The organism is Stenotrophomonas indicatrix, assembly GCF_050573115.1.
Classification (GTDB): Bacteria; Pseudomonadota; Gammaproteobacteria; order Xanthomonadales; family Xanthomonadaceae; genus Stenotrophomonas; species Stenotrophomonas lactitubi_A.
Genome location: NZ_JBNYZT010000007.1, coordinates 45681 through 62701 on the forward strand (window position 1 = coordinate 45681; position 17021 = coordinate 62701).

Sequence of the window (17021 nt, forward strand, 5' to 3'; positions counted from 1 at the left end):
TTCCCTTTGCTCCCGCGCCTGCATGCAACGACGCGACTTCATCCGCAATGCCTCCCTGGCCCTGGCCGCCTTCGGCCTGCCGTCACTGCCGGCCTGTGCGGCCAGCAAGAGTGGCCAGCTTGGGCTGCGCCGGCTTGGCCAGCCGCAGCCGTTCGATTTCGCCACCCTGAAGGGTCAGGCGCGCGCGCTGGCACAGGCGCCGTACCAGAGCCACAAGCGGGTACTGCCGGGCAAGCTGGAGGCGTTGGACTGGGATCAGTACCAGTCGATCGGCTACCGCCAGGACCATGCTTTGTGGGCCGACCAGCCGGGAAAATTCCAGGCCAAGTTCTTCCATCTGGGCCTGTACTTCCATTCGCCCGTGCGCATGTACGACGTGGTCGACGGCAAGGCGCAGGAACTGGCCTATGACGGCGCCGCGTTCAACTACGGCAAGAGCGGGTTGAAGAACGGTGAGCTGCCGGCCGACCTCGGCTTTGCCGGGTTCCGACTGAACACGCGCAAGGACACCGACCGCGATTTCGCCGCATTCCTGGGCGCCAGTTACTTCCGCGCAGTGGGCAAGGAAGGCCAGTACGGCCAGTCCGCACGTGGCCTGGCCATCGACACCGGCATGGGCAAGCCGGAGGAATTCCCGGACTTCATCGCCTATTACCTGGAACAGCCTGCGGCCGACTCGGACACCCTCATCGTCTACGCGCTGCTGGATTCGCCCAGCGTGGCCGGTGCCTACCGCTTCGCCGTCACCAACGGTGATGTGCTGCTGATGGACATCGACAGCGCGCTGTACCCGCGCAAGGCGATCGAGCGCCTCGGCATCGCGCCCTGCACCAGCATGTACCAGGTGGGCGAGAACGACCGCCGCATGGGCTGGGACTGGCGCCCGGAGATCCACGATACCGACGGCCTGTCGCTGTGGACCGGCGCTGGTGAATGGATCTGGCGGCCGCTGCTGAACCCGCGCAACCTGCGCTTCAACATGTTCGTCGACCGCAATCCGCGTGGCTTCGGCCTGCTGCAGCGTGACCGCAACTTCGACCACTACCAGGACGACGGCGTGTTCTACGAGAAGCGCCCGTGCCTGTGGGTGGAGCCGAAGGGTGATTGGGGCGAGGGCTCGGTGCAGCTGGTGGAGATTCCCACCGTTGATGAAACCTTCGACAACATCGTGGCCTTCTGGAACCCGAAGGAAAAGCCGCAGCCGGGCCAGGAACTGCTGGTCGGCTACCGGCTGTACTGGGGCGCACAGCCGCCGGCGCATACGCCGCTGGCCCACTGCGTGGCCAGCCGCACCGGCCTGGGCGGGGTGATCGGCAAGAAGCGGGAGTATTTCTCGTGGCGTTTCGCGGTGGACTTCGAAGGCGGCGAACTGGCCAGCCTGATCGACAAGGCCGACGTTGAAGCGGTTGTCGAAACCAGCCGTGGCCGGGTGGAGATCGTCTCGGCGCGGCCGTTGCGCGAGATCAAGGGCTACCGCGCGATGTTCGACCTGGTGCCGCCGGAGGGCAGCACCGAGCAGATCGACATCCGTCTGTACCTGCGCAGTGGCGGCAAGACCCTCACCGAAACCTGGCTGTACCAGTACACCCCGCCGCCGGCCGGCGCGCCGGAGCGCACGCTGTACTAAGAGGGTTTATCGGCAGGGCTGCGCCCTGCACCCGCAGAGGCCGGCGCAACGGCAACGGCAACGTCAAAAGCTGGCATTCCTTGGAATGGCGGGGTGGGTCCGATTGCGGGGGACGCCGTGAACCCATCCATGGGGGCTTGGCCGCGGCATCCATGCCGCGGACACCCCCGCAATCGGACCCACCCCGCCTTCGACAGATTTCCGCGATCTGTCGGGATGGCATGGCCTGCTCTTGGTGGGTGTCGACCTTGGTCGACACGTAGATCCACGCCATGCGTGGATGCTCTTCGATCCCAATTCGAAATATTCGAAATATTCCATTTCGATGGAGATTCATCCACGCATGGCGTGGATCTACCAGACACCGGGAAACTGTCAGAGGTGGGGTGGTGTCGGATTGCGGGGTGTCAGCCGCATGGATGCGGCTGCCAAGCCCCCATGGATGGGTTTACGGCGTCCCCGCTATCCGACACCGCCCCGCCATCCCACGGAGTGCCAGCTTTTGACGTTGCCGTTGCCGTTGCGCCGGCCTCTGCGGGTGCAGGGCGCAGCCCTGCCGAAAAACCCTTACAGCGGCAGCGGTGCCTGCGCCGGGTCGATCCGGCCCTCGCCACGGGTGATCTTCTTGAACTCGGCGCGGCTGACCGACACGTAGCGCTCGTTGCCACCGATCTCCACCTGCGGGCCGTCCTGCACGGCATGGCCGTGTTCGTCCACGCGCACGGTCATGGTCGCCTTCTTGCCGCTGTGGCAGATCGTCTTGATCTCCTGCATCTCGTCGGCCCAGGCCAGCAGGTATTGGCTGCCCTCGAACAACTCGCCGCGAAAATCGGTGCGCAGGCCATAGCACAGCACCGGGATGCGCAACTGGTCGACCACCTCGCTGAGCTGCCAGACCTGGCTGCGGCTGAGGAACTGCGCCTCGTCCACCAGTACGCAGCCCAGCGGCCCGTTGGCCTGCAGATCCTGCGCGACCCACTGCTGCAGGTCGGTGTCGCGTTCGAAGGCCATGCCGTCGGCGCGCAGGCCGATCCGCGAGGCGACCACGCCCGCGCCGGCACGGTCGTCCAGGCGCGGGGTCAGGATCGCCACGCGCATGCCGCGCTCGCGGTAGTTGTGCGCGCTCTGCAGCAGGGTGGTGGTCTTGCCGGCATTCATCGCCGAATAGTAGAAATAGAGCTTGGCCATCGGCCGATTGTACGACGCCACCCGGCGCCGGCCGAAGCCGTTCAGCAAGCCCACCGGCCGGCGGCTGTGGCCGCCATCAACGCCCGCTACAATCCCCACCCAATGCACGGTCTCAATCCCCCCCAAGCTGCCGCCGTCCTCCACATCGAAGGACCGCTGCTGGTGCTCGCCGGCGCCGGCAGTGGCAAGACACGCGTGATCGTGGAAAAGATCGCCCATCTGATCGGCTGTGGCCGCTACCCGGCCCGGCGCATCGCCGCGATCACCTTCACCAACAAATCGGCCAAGGAAATGCGCGAGCGCGTGGCCAAGCGCCTGCGCGAGCAGGATGCCGATGAAGTGACCATCTGCACCTTCCATGCGCTGGGCCTGAAGTTCCTGCAGATCGAGCATGCCGCGGTTGGGCTCAAGCGTGGTTTTTCGATCTTCGATGCCGATGACGCGGCCGCGCAGATCAAGGACCTGATGTATGGCGCCAAGCCGGACGACATCGAGGACATGAAGAACCTGGTGTCGCGCGCCAAGAACGCCGGCCTGTCGCCGGAGCAGGCGATGGCCGCTGCGCGCAGCAACCGCGAGAAGGAAGCGGCCGGCATCTACGAGCGCTACCAGCTGCGCCTGAGCGCCTTCAACGCCGTCGATTTCGACGACCTGATCCGGCTGCCGGTGCAGATCCTGGAAGAGAACCCGGAGATCGCGGTGGCCTGGCGCGAGCGCATCGGCTACCTGCTGGTCGACGAATGCCAGGACACCAACGACGCCCAGTATCGTCTGCTCAGGCAGCTGGCCGGCGACAAGGGCAACTTCACCTGCGTGGGTGACGACGACCAGTCGATCTACGCCTGGCGCGGTGCCAACCCGGAAAACCTGCAGCAGATGGGGCGCGACTACCCGGCGCTGGAGATCATCAAGCTGGAGCAGAACTACCGCTGTTCCAACCGCGTGCTGCGCGCAGCCAACGCGTTGATCGCCAACAACCCGCATGAGCATCTGAAGAAGCTGTGGAGCGACCAGGCTGACGGCGAGCGTATCCGCGTGTGGGAATGCCGCAACAGTGAACATGAGGCGGAGAAGGTCGCTGCCGAGATCGCGTTCGTGGCGCAGACCCGCAATGTGCCGTGGAGTGATTTCTGCATCCTGTTCCGTGGCAATTTCCAATCGCGCCCGCTGGAAAAGGCGATGCAGCTGCTGCGTATCCCTTACCACCTGAGCGGCGGCACCATGTTCCTGGAGCGCCAGGAAGTGAAGGACACGCTGGCGTGGCTGCGGTTGCTGGTGAACCCGGACGACGACACCGCGTTCCTGCGTGCGGTGCAATCGCCCAAACGTGAGGTCGGCGCCGGTACCCTGGCCAAGCTGGCCGAACTGGCCTCGGAAAAGGATATGCCGATGGCACAGGCGGCCGAGGCGATCGGCGCGCTGCAACAGTTGCCACCGCGCGCGGCCAACAGCCTGGCGCGTTTCACCGACATCCTGCGTGACCTGCGCGCGCAGACGCGGCAGATCAGCTCCGGCGACATGATCCGCAAGGTCGCCAAGGAATCGGGCCTGCTCAGCGAGCTGCGGCAGCAGGCCAAGGAAGAAGCCAGCTACCAGCGCCGCGCCAACAACATCGAAGAACTGGCGCAGTGGTTTGAGGGCGGCCCGCGCGGCGCCACCGCCGCCGATCTCGCTGGCCAGCTGGCGCTGCTGTCGCGTAGCGACAAGGACGAGGGTGGCAACCAGGTGCGGATGATGACCATGCATGGTTCCAAGGGTCTGGAATTCCCTTACGTGTTCATCGTCGGCTGCGAGGACGGCGTGCTGCCGCACCAGGTCAGCCTGGACGAGGGTAACCTGCAGGAAGAGCGGCGCCTGCTGTACGTGGGCATCACCCGCGCCAAGATCCAGCTGTGGATGAGCTACAGCAAGCTGACCCGCAAGTTCGGTGAGCATGTGCGGTTGAAGCCGAGCCGCTTCTTCGAGGAGATCCCGGCCGAGGAGATCCAGCGCGACGGCGCGGATCCGGTGGCGGATGCGGTGCGGAAGAAGGAACGGGCGACGGCGGGGTTGGCGGCGATCGAGGCGTTGTTCGACTAAGGCGCTCCAACGGCGCCGCCCCTCCGTGGTGGAGCGCGCGCTGGCTCCGCGGTGTGGCCGGTCGGGGTGGGTCCGCGGGGGACGCCGTGAACCCGTCCCTGGGGGCTTAGCCGCGCCATCCATGGCGCGGATACCCCCGCGAACCCACCCCGACCGGCCTCTGACAGATTCCGGGCGCGTCCTGCCACGGCAATGCAAAGAAAATCAAAATCAACAGCCGGGCGTTGAGGCAGAATCGGGGTTTCGGCTGGAGGTCTGCGCGTGCATTCCATTGAAAGCGAACGCCTGCGTCTGCGGGCCATTGAACCGGACCGTGATGCGGTGCCGATGCTGGCGCTGCTCAACGATCCGGGCTTCGTCCGTTTCATCGGTGACCGCAACGTGCGCGACGAAGAGCAGGCGCGGGAGTACATCGCGCTGCGGGTGCTGCACAGCTATGCGTTGAATGGCTTCGGCATGTATGCGATCGAGCGGCTGTCCGATGGGGCGTGGCTGGGCAACGCTGGGCTGGTGCGCCGTGAGGGGTTGCCGGCGCCGGATATCGGCTACGCGGTGCTGTCGGAATTCGCCGGGCAGGGCTATGCGAGCGAGGCGGCGCGGGCGGTGTTCAATCACGCACGCACGGCGCTGGGCCTGCAGGATCTCTACGGCATCACCGATCTGGACAACGACGTCTCGGCGAAGGTGTTGCTGGGTCTCGGCATGCGCGAGCGCGGGGTCATCCAGCTGCCGGGCATTGAAACACCCAGCCGGTTGTTCGCTACCTTGGGCGCGGCCGACATCGGGTAGTGCCGGCCGCTGGCCGGCAACCCGATCATGCCTGGATGCCGGCCAGCGGCCGGCACTACCAGATGCACCTGCGGTAGCGCCGGGCCATGCCCGGCGGGCTGCTTCAGCCGCGCAGCTCCGCCAGCTGCGCCTGCAGCTCGGCCACGGCCGCTTCCAGCTGGGCCACACGCTCAGCCAGGCCGGGGTCGGCAGACTCTGCACCGCCGCCACTGCTGGCGTACTTCGCCGCCAACGCAGCGCCGTCCACTTCACCGCACAGCAGGTGCATGTAGCGGTCTTCGCGTTGGCCGCTGGCGCGCGGCAGCACCACCAGCAACCCGCGCTGCTGCAGCCGCTCGATGGCGTGGCGGGCTTCGTCGGTATCGGCGAAGCGGTGCAGGCGCTCGGCACGGGTGACCAGTTCGCCCAGCGTCTGCGGCCCGCGCAGCAGCAGCAGGGCCAGCAGCACGGTCTGCTGCCGGGTCAGGTCCAGCGTGCTCTGCAGGCGGTGCTCGTAGCGATCGGCGCGCGAGGAGAAGTGCTGGCGGGCCAGGCCCAGGGTCTCCAGCTGACGCAGCGCATGTTCCACGCTGCCGGCGCTCACGTTCATCACCGGCTCGCGGGCGGTCTTCTGGTTGGCGGCCGATTGCGCGGCATTGACCGTCAGCGGGTAGGTATCCGGGGTGGTGGCTTCCTTCTCCACCAGGCAGCCCAGCAGGCGCGCCTGTACGGCATCCAGCAGCGGAACGTCGGGGGTCTGGGCAGGGTCGGTCATGGCGGCTTCCGGAAGACAACAGGTCAACCACCAAGCATAGCCGTCCCGGCAGCGCCTTTGCCGGTAAAATGGGCGGGTATATCTGATTGCCGGTGAATCCATGCGTCGTCCTGTGTCCCTGTCTTTGACCCTGCTCGCCACCGCGGCGCTGGGCCTGTCCGCCTGCAAGCGCGTGGAAGCGCCTGCCGAAGCCGCCACCCCGCAAGCGCCGGCCGCTGCCGCCAAGGCTGACGGCGCGCTCGATGCGACCGCCAACGACAACCTCAATGCCGTGCTGTGGATGCAGCGCGCGCAGGAATACAAGGCGATCACCGAGCAGACCTACCGCGCGGCCGCCGACCACCTGGACGTCGCGCTGAAGGAAGCCCACTGGGATGCGCTGGTGCCGGAAGAGCGCGGCAACGAGGCCAAGGGCCTGAAGCCGGCCGTGGTGCTGGACGTGGATGAGACCGTGCTGGACAACTCGCCCTACCAGGCGCGCCTGGTGCGTGACGGTAAGGAATACGACGAACTCAGCTGGGACCAGTGGGTTGCCGAAAAGAAGGCCAAGGCCATTCCCGGCGTGGTCGATTTCGCCAAGGCTGCCAACGCCAAGGGCGTGACCCTGCTGTACATCTCCAACCGCGCCGTGCACCTGAAGGACGCGACCCTGGCCAACCTGCGCGAGCAGGGCCTGCCGGTGGCCGATGACAGCGTGTTCCTCGGCCTGGGCACCGTGGTCGAAGGCTGCGAGCAGGCCGGCAGCGAGAAGAACTGCCGCCGCCGCCTGGCCGGCCAGAAGTACCGCGTGCTGATGCAGTTCGGCGACCAGCTGGGTGACTTCGTGGAAGTGACCGCCAACACCAATGATGGCCGCGACGCGCTGCTGCAGCAGTACCACGACTGGTTCGGCGAGCGCTGGTGGATGCTGCCGAACCCGACCTACGGCGGCTTCGAACCGGCGCAGTTCAACAACGATTACTCGCAGTCGCGCCAAGCCCGTCATGACGCCAAGCGCGCCGCGCTGGACTACGCGCCGTGAGCCGCGCCCCGCTGCCGCTGCGTGACGACGAGCGTCTGATCTTCGCGCTGGACGTGCCTGACCGCGTGCAGGCGCTGGAGTGGGTCGACCGCCTTGGCGACAGCGTGGCGTTCTACAAGATCGGCATGGAACTGCTCGCCTCCGGCGAGTACTTCCAGGTGCTGGACGAACTGGCACGCCGCAACAAGCGCGTGTTCGTCGACCTCAAGTTCTTCGACATCCCCGCCACCGCCGCAGCGGTGATCAAGCGCCTGGCGCAGTGGCCGGTCAGCTACGCCACCATCCACGGCTGGCACCCGGCGATGATGGAGGCCTGCGCGGCCGCCAACAGCGGCGACATGCGCCTGCTGGCGGTGACCGTGCTGACCTCGATGGGCCGCCCGGACCTGGCGCAGATGGGCATCGACCGCGAGCCGGTGGAGGTCGTGGTCGAGCGCGCGCTGGCCGCACAGGCCGCTGGCATCGACGGTGTGATCGCCTCCGGCCAGGAAGCGGGTCCGATCCGCGCCGCGACCGGCGCCGGCTTCTCGATCGTGTGCCCGGGCATCCGCCCCGGTGGCCCGGTCGGCGATGACCAGAAGCGTACCGTGGGGGTGGCGCAGGCCTTTGCCGATGGCGCCGATGCCATCGTGGTCGGTCGTCCAATCCGCCTGGCATCAGATCCGCAGGCCGCCGCACGCGCGATCCAGCAGGAAATCGCGACGGCGTTGGCCACGCGCTGAGCACCGCCGCGAAGGCGGCTACGGCGGCACCACGAACGCCATCCCGTCGAATGCGGGGTGGCGTTCTCGTTTATGCCTGTTGCCCTGACGCACCCGGCCCGGGCCGGGGAAACGGTGTGCCGGCGACCGCGACGTTTATGCCCGAATCGCCGGAAAACATGCCGTAGATTTCATTGAAGGGATCTGGTGACGCGACCGATCCAATAAAATCAATAAGTTGAATGATGTTTTGTCATGTGTTGCGTTAACTTTGCGGGCAGCGTAGGATCGCCGCCATCCGGTCTTCGGGCCGGACATGCGCCACAACACTGTCCACCGGCCTTGCGCCGGTTTGAAGAGTCTGCGATCTCTGTGATCCGGGCTCTTTTTTTTGTCCGCGCGGTACCGGGAGGCTCGTCGGCGCGCGGCATGGAGCCACCGCGCAGTGGGGGCCTTGGCAGAAACCGTGACGCCCCGGCTTGCCGCTGTCACGTCGCAGGCCGCAAGATGCGGACCGGTCCGGGGAGTCCGATTGCATGAGCGTTGTAGTGCGAGGAAGGTCTGCGCGGGGATGGGGGCTGGCGGCCATGCTGCTGCTGGCCATCGCCGCGTGCCGTGAATCCGGCAGTGATCCGGCCGCCGCGCCGGCCGAACCTGTCGCCGCAGTACAGGCAATGGCGCAACGACTGGCCGAGGACGATCTGGTCGGCTACGCAAAGCTGTCGGTGCCGCCCAGCCAGTATCAGCGCCTGCAGCAGGCCTGGGCCGACGGCCACAGCCAGTGGCCGCTGACCGGACTGCCGCTTGGCGACCAGTTGCTGCCGATGCTGGCGGCGCTGCGTGAGCCCGGCGCCAACGTGCAGCTGCAGCGCAGTTTCGACCGCCAGCTGGCTGGCCAGGCCCGCGCCGTGCGCCAGGCCGCGCAGTCGATGGGCAATTTCGGTGTGCAGTACCTGCGGCACCAGAAGGGCTATACGCCCGGCCAGCAGGCGCACTATATCCAGCTGGTGCAGACCCTGGCGGCCTGGGCCCAGGACGCGCCCATCAGCGACCGTGCCAGAGCCCGCAGCAGCATCGCCGCCCTCGTCGGTGCGGCGGCCAAGGTCGGTTTCCAGGATGACGCCGGCCTGCAGGCCGCGGGCATGGAAGGCAGCCTGCAGCAGCTGGCGCCGTTCATCCATACGGTGAAGGCCGTGCTGGCCAGCTACGGGCTGGGCGTGGACGAGGCGCTGCGCAGCGTGCGTGGTGAGCTGCTGTCGGTGGAAGGCGACAACGCTCTGGTGCGCCTGCAGTACGAGCTTGCCGGGCGCGCGATGACCGTGCAGGTGCCGCTGAGCCGGCGTGAGGGTCACTGGTACCTGACCCGCACTCTGGCCGACACCGACGCCCTGCTGCGACAGGCTGACGCGGCGCGCGCCGCCGCTGCTCCGGACCCTGTCGCCCCCCCGTCAACCGATGGGGAAGCGGCAACACCATCGGCTAAGCCATAATGACGTCGATGTCGAAACAGAACCCGCTGCCGTTCCCCGGCGAAGAATCCCAGCCGACGCCCGCCGACACGGCGCCGGCGTCCCCCTCGACCGACGCCGGCACGCCGCCGGCGGCGACGCCCGTGCACGCGCGTCCTGCCGGCCGCCGCCCACTGTGGGCACGCCTGCTCGGGCGCCTGGTGGAGCCATGGCTGTCGCTGAAGATCGAGCCGGAAGACCCGGGCCAGTACAACGATGGCCGCCCGGTCATGTACGTGCTGGAAGATTACGGCCTGTCCAACGCGCTGATCCTGGACAAGGCCTGTCGCCAGGCCGGCCTGCCGTCGCCGCTGGTGCCACTGGCCGGTGACCCCACCGGCCGCAAGCGCGCCTATCTGGCCCTGTCGCGCCGCAGTTCCAGCAACTCGCTGATTCCCGAGCAGCGCGGCGCCAAGACCCATTCCGATTCGCTGGCCAAGGTCCTGCAGGCCCATCGCGTGCGCGACGACCTGGATGTGCACCTGGTGCCGGTATCGATCTTCGTCGGCCGCGCCCCGGACAAGCAGAGCGGCTGGTTCGCCGTGCTGTTCTCGGAAAACTGGGCGCTGGTCGGCCGCTTCCGCCGCCTGCTCGGCCTGCTGCTGAACGGCCGCAACACCATCGTCCGCTTCGCACCGCCGATCTCGCTGCGCTCGACCATCGACGAGGGCCTGGAGCCCGAGCGTACGGTGCGCAAGCTGCAGCGCGTGCTGCGTACCCATTTCCGCCGCATCCGCGAGTCGGTGATCGGTCCTGACCTGTCGACCCGGCGCCTGCTGGTGGACCAGGTGCTGGCCGCCGAGACGGTGCGCGAAGCGATCGCCTCCCAGGCCAAGCGCGACAACAGCAAAACCAGCGATGCCTGGAAGAAGGCGCATGCCTACGCCTGGGAAATCGCCGCGGACTATTCCAGTCCGGCGGTGCGTTCGGCCAGCTTCATGCTCAGCCACGTGTGGAACCGCATCTACGCCGGCGTGCTGGTGCACCACCTGGACAAGTTCAAGGCCGCTGCACCGGGCCACGAAGTGGTCTACGTGCCCAGCCACCGCAGCCACATGGATTACCTGCTGCTGTCCTACCTGCTGTACGACCGCGGCATCGTGCCGCCGCACATCGTGGCCGGCATCAACCTGAACCTGCCGGTGGTCGGCACCCTGCTGCGCAAGGGCGGTGCGTTCTTCATCCGCCGCTCGATCCGCGGCAACGCGCTGTATTCGGCGGTGCTCAGCGAGTACGTCGCGCAGCTGGTCGCAGGCGGCTATTCCATCGAGTACTTCGTCGAGGGCGGGCGCTCGCGTACCGGTCGCCTGCTGCAGCCCAAGGGCGGCATGATCTCGATGACCCTGCGCGCCTTCCTGCGCCAGCCGCGCAAGCCGGTGCTGTTCCAGCCCATCTACATCGGCTACGAGAAGCTGATGGAGGGCGGCAGCTACCTGGATGAACTGTCCGGGCGGCCGAAGGAAAAGGAATCGATCTGGCAGCTGCTGTGGGGCATCCCCAAGGTGCTCAAGCAGAACTACGGCCAGGTGGTGGTGAACTTCGGTGAGCCGATCGCGCTGAACGACGTGCTGGCCGAGAAGGCACCGGAGTGGGGCGGCGAAGCGGTGTCCGAGGACGAGAAGCCCTCGTGGCTGTCGACCACCGTCGACACCTTGGCCGAACGCATCCAGGTGCGCATCAACGGTGCCGCCGACGTCAATCCGATCAACCTGCTGGCGCTGGCCCTGCTGTCCACGCCCAAGCATGCGATGGGCGAGGCCGACCTGATCGCGCAGATCGAGCTGTGCAAGACCCTGCTGGTCGAGATGCCGTATTCGGGCCGTGTGACGGTGACCCCGCACTCGCCGGAGCGGATCATCGCCCACGCCGAAGAGATCAACGTCCTTACCCGCATCAAGCACCCGCTGGGCGACGTGCTCAGCGTCAGCGGCGATACCGCGGTGCTGCTGAGCTACTTCCGCAACAACGTGGTGCACCTGTTCACCGCGTCGTCGTGGGTGGCCTGTTGCTTCCAGAACAATCGCCGCATGAGCCGCACCGGCCTGGTGCAGCTGGGCCGCACGGTGTACCCGTTCCTGCAGGCCGAACTGTTCCTGCCGTGGACCGAGGACGAGTTCGCCCAGCGCATCGACCAGACCATCGACGTGTTCGTGCGTGAGGGCCTGCTGCAGAACGTCAACGAAGACGACGGCGGTATCCTCGCGCGCAACACCGGGCAGACCGACGAAGTGTTCCGCCTGCGGGCGATCGGCCATTCGCTGCAGCAGGCGTTCGAGCGCTATTACATCGCCATTTCGGTGCTGGTGAAGAACGGCCCGGGCACGCTCGGCGCCGCCGAGCTGGAAAGCCTGTGCCAGCAGGCCGCGCAGCGCCTGAGCCTGCTCTATGCGCCGGCCGCGCCGGAGTTCTTCGACAAGTCGCTGTTCCGCGGGTTCATCCAGAAGCTGCGCGAGCTGCGCCTGGTGTGGCCGGACGAGAACAGCAAGCTGTTGTTCGACGATCGCCTGGACGCCTGGGCCAAGGATGCCAAGTTCATCCTCGGCCGCGAACTGCGCCACACCATCGAACGGGTCAGCCCGGAAGCGGCGCGCCCGGACGAACCGGCACCGCAGGATTGAACCTGCGGCGCCTGTCGACCCTGGCCGCGCTGATTGCGGCCGGAGGCTTGGCGGTGACGTCGGTGCAGGCTGCAGAAGCCTGTGTGGACGACACCCTGCCGGGGCGACTGGCCGATGCGCCGGTGCGCCTGTGTGTCGAGGCAAAGGTGGGGCAGCCGGCGCACTACCGCCTGTGGCTGGCTGGCGAGGTGCGCATCAGCGGCGATGAACCCGCAGCTCGGCAGGGTCTTGCCGGTGACTGGTACGGCCATCCGCTGGGGCTGCGCTGTGCCGGTGCCGATAACGTGCGCCGCTGTGATCTGACTGTGGACGACGAGGCGGCATGGAGTGCGGAGCTGGCACTGCCGCGTTGATGCAGGGCCCCAAGCCACGCATGGCGTGGATCTACCGGGCGCCGGGCGTGGGGCTGCAGTAGATCCACGCCATGCGTGGATGGGCCACCGGTTACGCCGGCTCGTCTGGAATCTGCAGGCTTTCCAGCTTGGTGATGCAGTCCTTCAACTGCAGCTTGCGCCGCTTCAGGCGCTTGAACTCCAGCTCATCTTCGCCGTTGGCGGCCATACGCGTGATCTGTTCATCCAGCGAGCGATGCTCGGCACGCAGGGCGACGAGGTGTTCGACGATTTCGGCGGGGCTGTAGGTGTCCACGGTCTCCGAGCATACACAGCCACGATGACTGCCGGGAGAGGGGAATCCCGACCCCGGGTCCGGGCTGCCGCAAGCCGGTAGAATGGACCCATGTCCGCCGTGATCTCCCTGCCCGATCCCCCGCAGCGCATTTCGCGCGATCCGCGCGTGGCCGGGCACGGGGCGGACAAGCTGGGCAGGCGTCTGCGCCGCCAGGTTGGCCAGGCCATCGCCGACTTCGGCATGATCGAAGCGGGCGACAAGGTCATGGTCTGCCTGTCCGGCGGCAAGGACAGCTACACCCTGCTGGACATGCTGCTGCAGCTGCAGAAAAAGGCGCCAGTGCCGTTCGAACTGGTGGCGGTGAACCTGGACCAGAAACAGCCCGGGTTCCCCGAGCATGTCCTGCCGGAGTACCTGGCCGGGCTGGGCGTGCCGTACCAGATCATCGAGCAGGACACCTATTCGGTGGTCAGCCGGGTCATCCCGGAGGGCCGGACGATGTGTTCGCTGTGCTCGCGCCTGCGCCGTGGCGCGCTGTACAACCACGCCAAGGTGCACGGCTTCAGCAAGATCGCCCTGGGCCATCATTGCGATGACGTGGTGGCTACGTTTTTCCTGAACCTGTTCCACCATGCCAAGCTGGCCGCCATGCCACCGAAGCTGCTCAGCGACGATGGACAGCACGTGGTGATCCGCCCGCTGGCGTACGTGCGCGAGCACGACATCGCGCAGTACGCGCAGGCCCGCCGTTTCCCGATCATTCCCTGCACACTGTGTGGCAGCCAGGAAAACCTGCAGCGTCGGCAGGTCGGCCTGATGCTCAAGCAGTGGGACCAGGACCATCCCGGGCGCATCGAACAGATCGCACGGGCGATGGCCGACGTGCGACCTGCGCAGCTGGCCGATGCCGCCTTGTTCGATTTCATGGCCCTGGGCCGCCGTGGCGATGCGGCGCATGCCGATGCCTGGCTGGCCGACGCAGTTCCCGAGACGCCTGCCGTTTAAGGTCGGGCGCCCTTCTTCTTCAGACACCGGAATTCCATGTTCTTTCGCAACCTGACGTTCTTCCGCTTCCCGACCTCCACTGATTTTTCCGAAGTCGATACCCTGCTGCCGCACGCCCTGCTCAAGCCGGTCGGCGCACTGGAAATGAACTCGCGTGGTTTCATCTCGCCGTTCGGCCGCGAAGAGAAGGAAGCTCTCTCGCACCGCATTGCCGAACACCTGTGGCTGACCGTCGGTGGCGAGGACAAGATCCTGCCCGGCGCGGTGGTCAACGACCTGCTCGAGCGCAAGCTGGAAGAGATCGAAGAGAAGGAAGGCCGCCGCCCCGGTGGCCGCGAGCGCAAGCGCATGAAGGACGACCTGCTGCATGAACTGCTGCCGCGCGCCTTCGTGAAGTCCTCGCGCAACGACGCCTTCATCGACCAGTTGCACGGCTACGTGGTGGTGGACACCTCCAGCCGCAAGACCGGCGAATACTTCATGTCCGACATCCGTGGCCTGCTCGGCAGCTTCCCGGCGATGCCGCTGAATGCCGAAGTCGCGCCGCGCTCGATCCTGACCGGCTGGATCGCCGGCGAGCCCCTGCCCACCGGCTTCAGCCTGGGCGAAGAGTGCGAGATGAAGGACCCGGTGGAAGGCGGCGCGGTGGTCAAGTGCCAGCACCAGGAACTGCGCTGTGACGAGATCGACAAGCACCTGGACGCCGGCAAGCAGGTGACCAAGCTGGCCCTGGTGTTCGAGGACAACCTGTCCTTCGTGCTGGGCGACGACCTGATCGTGCGCAAGCTGAAGTTCCTGGACGGCGCACTGGACCAGCTGGAGCACGCCGACGAAGACGGCCGCCGCGCCGAGTTCGACGCCCGCTTCGCCCTGCAGAGCGCGGAGATCCGCCGCCTGTTCCTGCTGCTCGAAGAAGCCTTCAAGCTCAGCAAGGCTGACTGAACAGGCATGCCGTCGGCCGCCGGTCATCCGGCGGCCTCGCGCAGCGCTATGCTGGGACCATGAGCCGTCTGCTGCGCCGCCTGATCTCGCCGGTCCCTGCCGCCACCGTACAGCGCGACACCGTTCGCCTGCGGCTGGAGGATGTCGAGATCGAGGTACTGCGCGTGCGTGATCCGCGCGCGCGCCGGATCAAGCTCAGCGTCGATGAGCGCGGTGCACGACTGACACTGCCGCCGCGCGCCAGCCTGGTGATGGGCGAGCGTTTCCTCGAACAGCACCGCGACTGGTTGGGCCTGCAGCTGCGCCTTTACCAGGGGCATGGTCTGCCCGCCGCGTTGCAGCCCGGCATCGAAGGCGTGCTGCCGCTGCGCGGTGAACTGTTGCCGCTGCGCTGGCAGGAAGGCCGCTACGCACGGCTGGAAATCGACGAACACGGCGCCTGCGTGCAATGGCCGAGCCGTGGCGGCGACGCGACCCTGCGTCGCCTGCTGCGCGAGTTCTACGAAGCACAGACCCGCGCCGATGTCGGCCGCTGGTTGCCGAAGTACCTGCCCGGCCTGCCGCGCGCGCCCAGCCGCCTGCGCTTGAAGGTGATGTCCTCGCAATGGGGCTCGCTGGCCCCTGACGGCAGCATGGCGTTGGATCTGGCACTGGTACTGGGCCGCCCCGCCGCGTTCGAATACGTGCTGGTGCACGAACTCTGCCACCTGATCCAGGCCAACCACTCACCCGCCTTCTGGCACGAAGTGGAACAGCGCTTCCCCGACTGGCGCGCGCAGCGCGACTATTTCCAGCTGGAAGGGCGACGCCTCAAGGCAATGCTTCGGCAGCTGCTGTAGCGCTCGCGCTACAGCAGCTGCCCGCGCATTCCTCCTCTACCCCCGCCTTCGGCGCGCCCCTTCAACAGAAGGGGCTCCACTCCAGAGAGGGTATCGAGCAGCCGAGCATGGGCTGCGGCTGCTTAAGCGCGCACAACGCGCGACCCGCTTTGCTCGTGCTCTTCTTCTTCTCTTCCGTGGTGGCACGGAAACTGTCTGAGGTCGGGCGGGTGGGGCATGCAGGGGCGTTGGCGCCATGGATGGCGCCATCGAGCTTACAAGGGTGAGGGTGCTTTGCTTGCGAAGCACTGCTTCGCAAGCGACCGAACGCACAGCCGCCAGCGGCTGGGCCGGGCCCCGGAGGGGGACTTGCAGCGTCCCCTGCATGGCCCACCCGTCCGGCCAAGCACGGCTTTTGATTTGAACGACCACCACGAGGGGCTCAGCCGTTGGCCGAAAACCTCATCGACCCACGCGCAATGCCGCCGCCTCCGCCCATCGCGCCGCCACCCGCGGAGCGGTGATGCACACCGCCTGATCGGTCACCGTGGTCACCGCCCGCTCCAGCAGCTGGATATCCGCTTCGTGCTGGCGCGCCACATGCGGATCCTCGAAGAAGATCGCACGCTGGCAACGACCTTCCAGCACGCGGTCGGCAATCTGCGCATCGCCGCCCATCGGGCCGCTCTGGTAGCGCGTCACCCATGCCGTATCCGCAGGCCAACCGCGGCTCCAGGCCAACTCGTTCAAGCGCTGGCCGGTGGTGCCGGTGGCCACGCGCTCGCCGAAGCGCGCCAGCACGTCGAAGTGTTCATCGGCGAACGCCAGCATCGCCGGCTTCATCGCATCGTGCGCGATCAACGCCAGCGTCTGCACTTCGAACGCGTGCAGGTCGTCGGCGCCGGCATCGGCGGCCAACCCGGCATGGACCCGCTCCACCTCGATCCAGTCGCGGGCAGTGGCCACGGTGGAAATGAAAGGCTTGCCGTGGATCACGCACTGGCGTTTGAGCGCGGTTGCTTCGGGGAACACCGAGGAAGGGTCGACCGGATCCATCAGATAGACCGCACCGTCCAGCGTACGCTCGGCACCCATCCCCACCACTTCGGCCACCAGCTTCATCAACCCGCCTTCGCGACCGTACGGGTAGCGCTGAAGGCCGTCGTAACCGGCAAGGAAACCGTTGCGCTGGATCGCATCATGGGTACGGCCGACCGCACACAATGTCACGCCCAGTTCGCGCAGCCCGGGTTCGCTGGCGCGCAGCCAGCGGAACAGTGCCGCGCGCGCGTCGTTGTGATGGAGACGGTTGGCGGCCAGGCCGATGCGCATCGAAAGCTC

The 17021-nt window shown here is 67.0% G+C and carries 15 protein-coding genes; 11 read left to right on the top strand and 4 right to left on the bottom strand.

Features of this window, described 5'->3' with window-relative positions:
* The first annotated feature begins 22 nt into the window (after window positions 1–22).
* Complete coding sequence (locus ACQ5SA_RS16145; protein ID WP_447944420.1) at window positions 23–1627, top strand: OpgD/OpgG family glucan biosynthesis protein; 1605 nt, start codon at window positions 23–25, stop codon at window positions 1625–1627.
* Window positions 1628–2194: 567 nt separating this feature from the next.
* On the opposite strand, the gene ACQ5SA_RS16150 is transcribed toward ACQ5SA_RS16145, so the two are convergent.
* Window positions 2195–2815, bottom strand: coding sequence for a thymidine kinase (locus ACQ5SA_RS16150; protein ID WP_108266019.1), 621 nt, complete (start codon window positions 2813–2815; stop codon window positions 2195–2197).
* Window positions 2816–2917: 102 nt separating this feature from the next.
* Here ACQ5SA_RS16150 and ACQ5SA_RS16155 point away from each other — a divergent pair, with 102 nt between their 5' ends.
* Both ACQ5SA_RS16155 and ACQ5SA_RS16160 read left to right on the top strand, forming a co-directional pair.
* Window positions 2918–4894, top strand: coding sequence for a UvrD-helicase domain-containing protein (locus tag ACQ5SA_RS16155; RefSeq protein WP_499314970.1), 1977 nt, complete (start codon window positions 2918–2920; stop codon window positions 4892–4894).
* Window positions 4895–5155: 261 nt separating this feature from the next.
* Window positions 5156–5683: a GNAT family N-acetyltransferase gene (locus tag ACQ5SA_RS16160; RefSeq protein WP_499314972.1), complete on the top strand. Its 528-nt coding sequence runs from the start codon at window positions 5156–5158 to the stop codon at window positions 5681–5683.
* Between the two features lie 103 nt (window positions 5684–5786).
* On the opposite strand, the gene ACQ5SA_RS16165 is transcribed toward ACQ5SA_RS16160, so the two are convergent.
* The gene (locus tag ACQ5SA_RS16165; protein ID WP_499314973.1) at window positions 5787–6437 is read right to left on the bottom strand and encodes a YceH family protein; all 651 of its coding nucleotides are present in this window, start codon (window positions 6435–6437) and stop codon (window positions 5787–5789) included.
* Between the two features lie 100 nt (window positions 6438–6537).
* Here ACQ5SA_RS16165 and ACQ5SA_RS16170 point away from each other — a divergent pair, with 100 nt between their 5' ends.
* The 5 genes from ACQ5SA_RS16170 to ACQ5SA_RS16190 all read left to right on the top strand — a co-directional run bounded on the left by ACQ5SA_RS16170 (window position 6538) and on the right by ACQ5SA_RS16190 (window position 12638).
* Window positions 6538–7458, top strand: a complete 921-nt coding sequence (locus ACQ5SA_RS16170; RefSeq protein WP_100554315.1) for a 5'-nucleotidase, lipoprotein e(P4) family — start codon at window positions 6538–6540, stop codon at window positions 7456–7458.
* On the top strand, window positions 7455–8180 hold the full coding sequence (gene pyrF, locus ACQ5SA_RS16175) for an orotidine-5'-phosphate decarboxylase (RefSeq protein WP_499314975.1): 726 nt from the start codon (window positions 7455–7457) through the stop codon (window positions 8178–8180). The genes ACQ5SA_RS16170 and pyrF overlap by 4 nt, the downstream gene beginning before the upstream one ends.
* Before the next feature lie 515 nt (window positions 8181–8695).
* On the top strand, window positions 8696–9649 hold the full coding sequence (locus ACQ5SA_RS16180) for a hypothetical protein (RefSeq protein ID WP_499314977.1): 954 nt from the start codon (window positions 8696–8698) through the stop codon (window positions 9647–9649).
* Window positions 9649–12285 carry a glycerol-3-phosphate 1-O-acyltransferase PlsB gene (plsB, locus tag ACQ5SA_RS16185; RefSeq protein WP_499314979.1) on the top strand — a complete coding sequence of 879 codons (2637 nt, stop codon included), beginning with the start codon at window positions 9649–9651 and terminating at the stop codon, window positions 12283–12285. Before ACQ5SA_RS16180 ends, plsB begins: the two co-directional genes overlap by 1 nt.
* The gene (locus tag ACQ5SA_RS16190; RefSeq protein ID WP_353098233.1) at window positions 12282–12638 is read left to right on the top strand and encodes a hypothetical protein; all 357 of its coding nucleotides are present in this window, start codon (window positions 12282–12284) and stop codon (window positions 12636–12638) included. The genes plsB and ACQ5SA_RS16190 overlap by 4 nt, the downstream gene beginning before the upstream one ends.
* A 91-nt stretch (window positions 12639–12729) precedes the next feature.
* Here the strand turns inward: ACQ5SA_RS16190 and ACQ5SA_RS16195 are convergent, their stop codons facing one another.
* Window positions 12730–12933: a YdcH family protein gene (locus ACQ5SA_RS16195; protein WP_353098232.1), complete on the bottom strand. Its 204-nt coding sequence runs from the start codon at window positions 12931–12933 to the stop codon at window positions 12730–12732.
* Between the two features lie 90 nt (window positions 12934–13023).
* Here ACQ5SA_RS16195 and ttcA point away from each other — a divergent pair, with 90 nt between their 5' ends.
* The 3 genes from ttcA to ACQ5SA_RS16210 are packed head-to-tail and all read left to right on the top strand — an operon-like array spanning window position 13024 to window position 15701.
* Window positions 13024–13920: a tRNA 2-thiocytidine(32) synthetase TtcA gene (gene ttcA / locus ACQ5SA_RS16200; RefSeq protein ID WP_230111464.1), complete on the top strand. Its 897-nt coding sequence runs from the start codon at window positions 13024–13026 to the stop codon at window positions 13918–13920.
* A gap of 36 nt (window positions 13921–13956) precedes the next feature.
* Window positions 13957–14862, top strand: coding sequence for a recombination-associated protein RdgC (locus ACQ5SA_RS16205; RefSeq protein ID WP_089241793.1), 906 nt, complete (start codon window positions 13957–13959; stop codon window positions 14860–14862).
* 59 nt (window positions 14863–14921) lie between these two features.
* Window positions 14922–15701, top strand: a complete 780-nt coding sequence (locus ACQ5SA_RS16210) for a M48 family metallopeptidase (protein WP_499314981.1) — start codon at window positions 14922–14924, stop codon at window positions 15699–15701.
* Window positions 15702–16142: 441 nt separating this feature from the next.
* On the opposite strand, the gene ACQ5SA_RS16215 is transcribed toward ACQ5SA_RS16210, so the two are convergent.
* Window positions 16143–17012 (bottom strand): methylglyoxal synthase, encoded by an 870-nt coding sequence (locus tag ACQ5SA_RS16215; RefSeq protein WP_230111468.1) that lies wholly within the window; start codon window positions 17010–17012, stop codon window positions 16143–16145.
* Window positions 17013–17021 lie beyond the last annotated feature (9 nt).

Excerpts from the sequence above, each read along its gene's own strand:
- ACQ5SA_RS16145 (WP_447944420.1), top strand. The coding sequence starts at position 23 with ATGCAACGACGCGACTTCATCCGCAATGCCTCCCTGGCCCTGGCCGCC.
- ACQ5SA_RS16150 (WP_108266019.1), bottom strand. The coding sequence starts at position 2,815 with ATGGCCAAGCTCTATTTCTACTATTCGGCGATGAATGCCGGCAAGACC.
- ACQ5SA_RS16155 (WP_499314970.1), top strand. The coding sequence starts at position 2,918 with ATGCACGGTCTCAATCCCCCCCAAGCTGCCGCCGTCCTCCACATCGAA.
- ACQ5SA_RS16165 (WP_499314973.1), bottom strand. The coding sequence starts at position 6,437 with ATGACCGACCCTGCCCAGACCCCCGACGTTCCGCTGCTGGATGCCGTA.
- ACQ5SA_RS16170 (WP_100554315.1), top strand. The coding sequence starts at position 6,538 with ATGCGTCGTCCTGTGTCCCTGTCTTTGACCCTGCTCGCCACCGCGGCG.
- ACQ5SA_RS16180 (WP_499314977.1), top strand. The coding sequence starts at position 8,696 with ATGAGCGTTGTAGTGCGAGGAAGGTCTGCGCGGGGATGGGGGCTGGCG.
- plsB (WP_499314979.1), top strand. The coding sequence starts at position 9,649 with ATGACGTCGATGTCGAAACAGAACCCGCTGCCGTTCCCCGGCGAAGAA.
- ttcA (WP_230111464.1), top strand. The coding sequence starts at position 13,024 with ATGTCCGCCGTGATCTCCCTGCCCGATCCCCCGCAGCGCATTTCGCGC.
- ACQ5SA_RS16205 (WP_089241793.1), top strand. The coding sequence starts at position 13,957 with ATGTTCTTTCGCAACCTGACGTTCTTCCGCTTCCCGACCTCCACTGAT.
- ACQ5SA_RS16210 (WP_499314981.1), top strand. The coding sequence starts at position 14,922 with ATGAGCCGTCTGCTGCGCCGCCTGATCTCGCCGGTCCCTGCCGCCACC.
- ACQ5SA_RS16215 (WP_230111468.1), bottom strand. The coding sequence starts at position 17,012 with ATGCGCATCGGCCTGGCCGCCAACCGTCTCCATCACAACGACGCGCGC.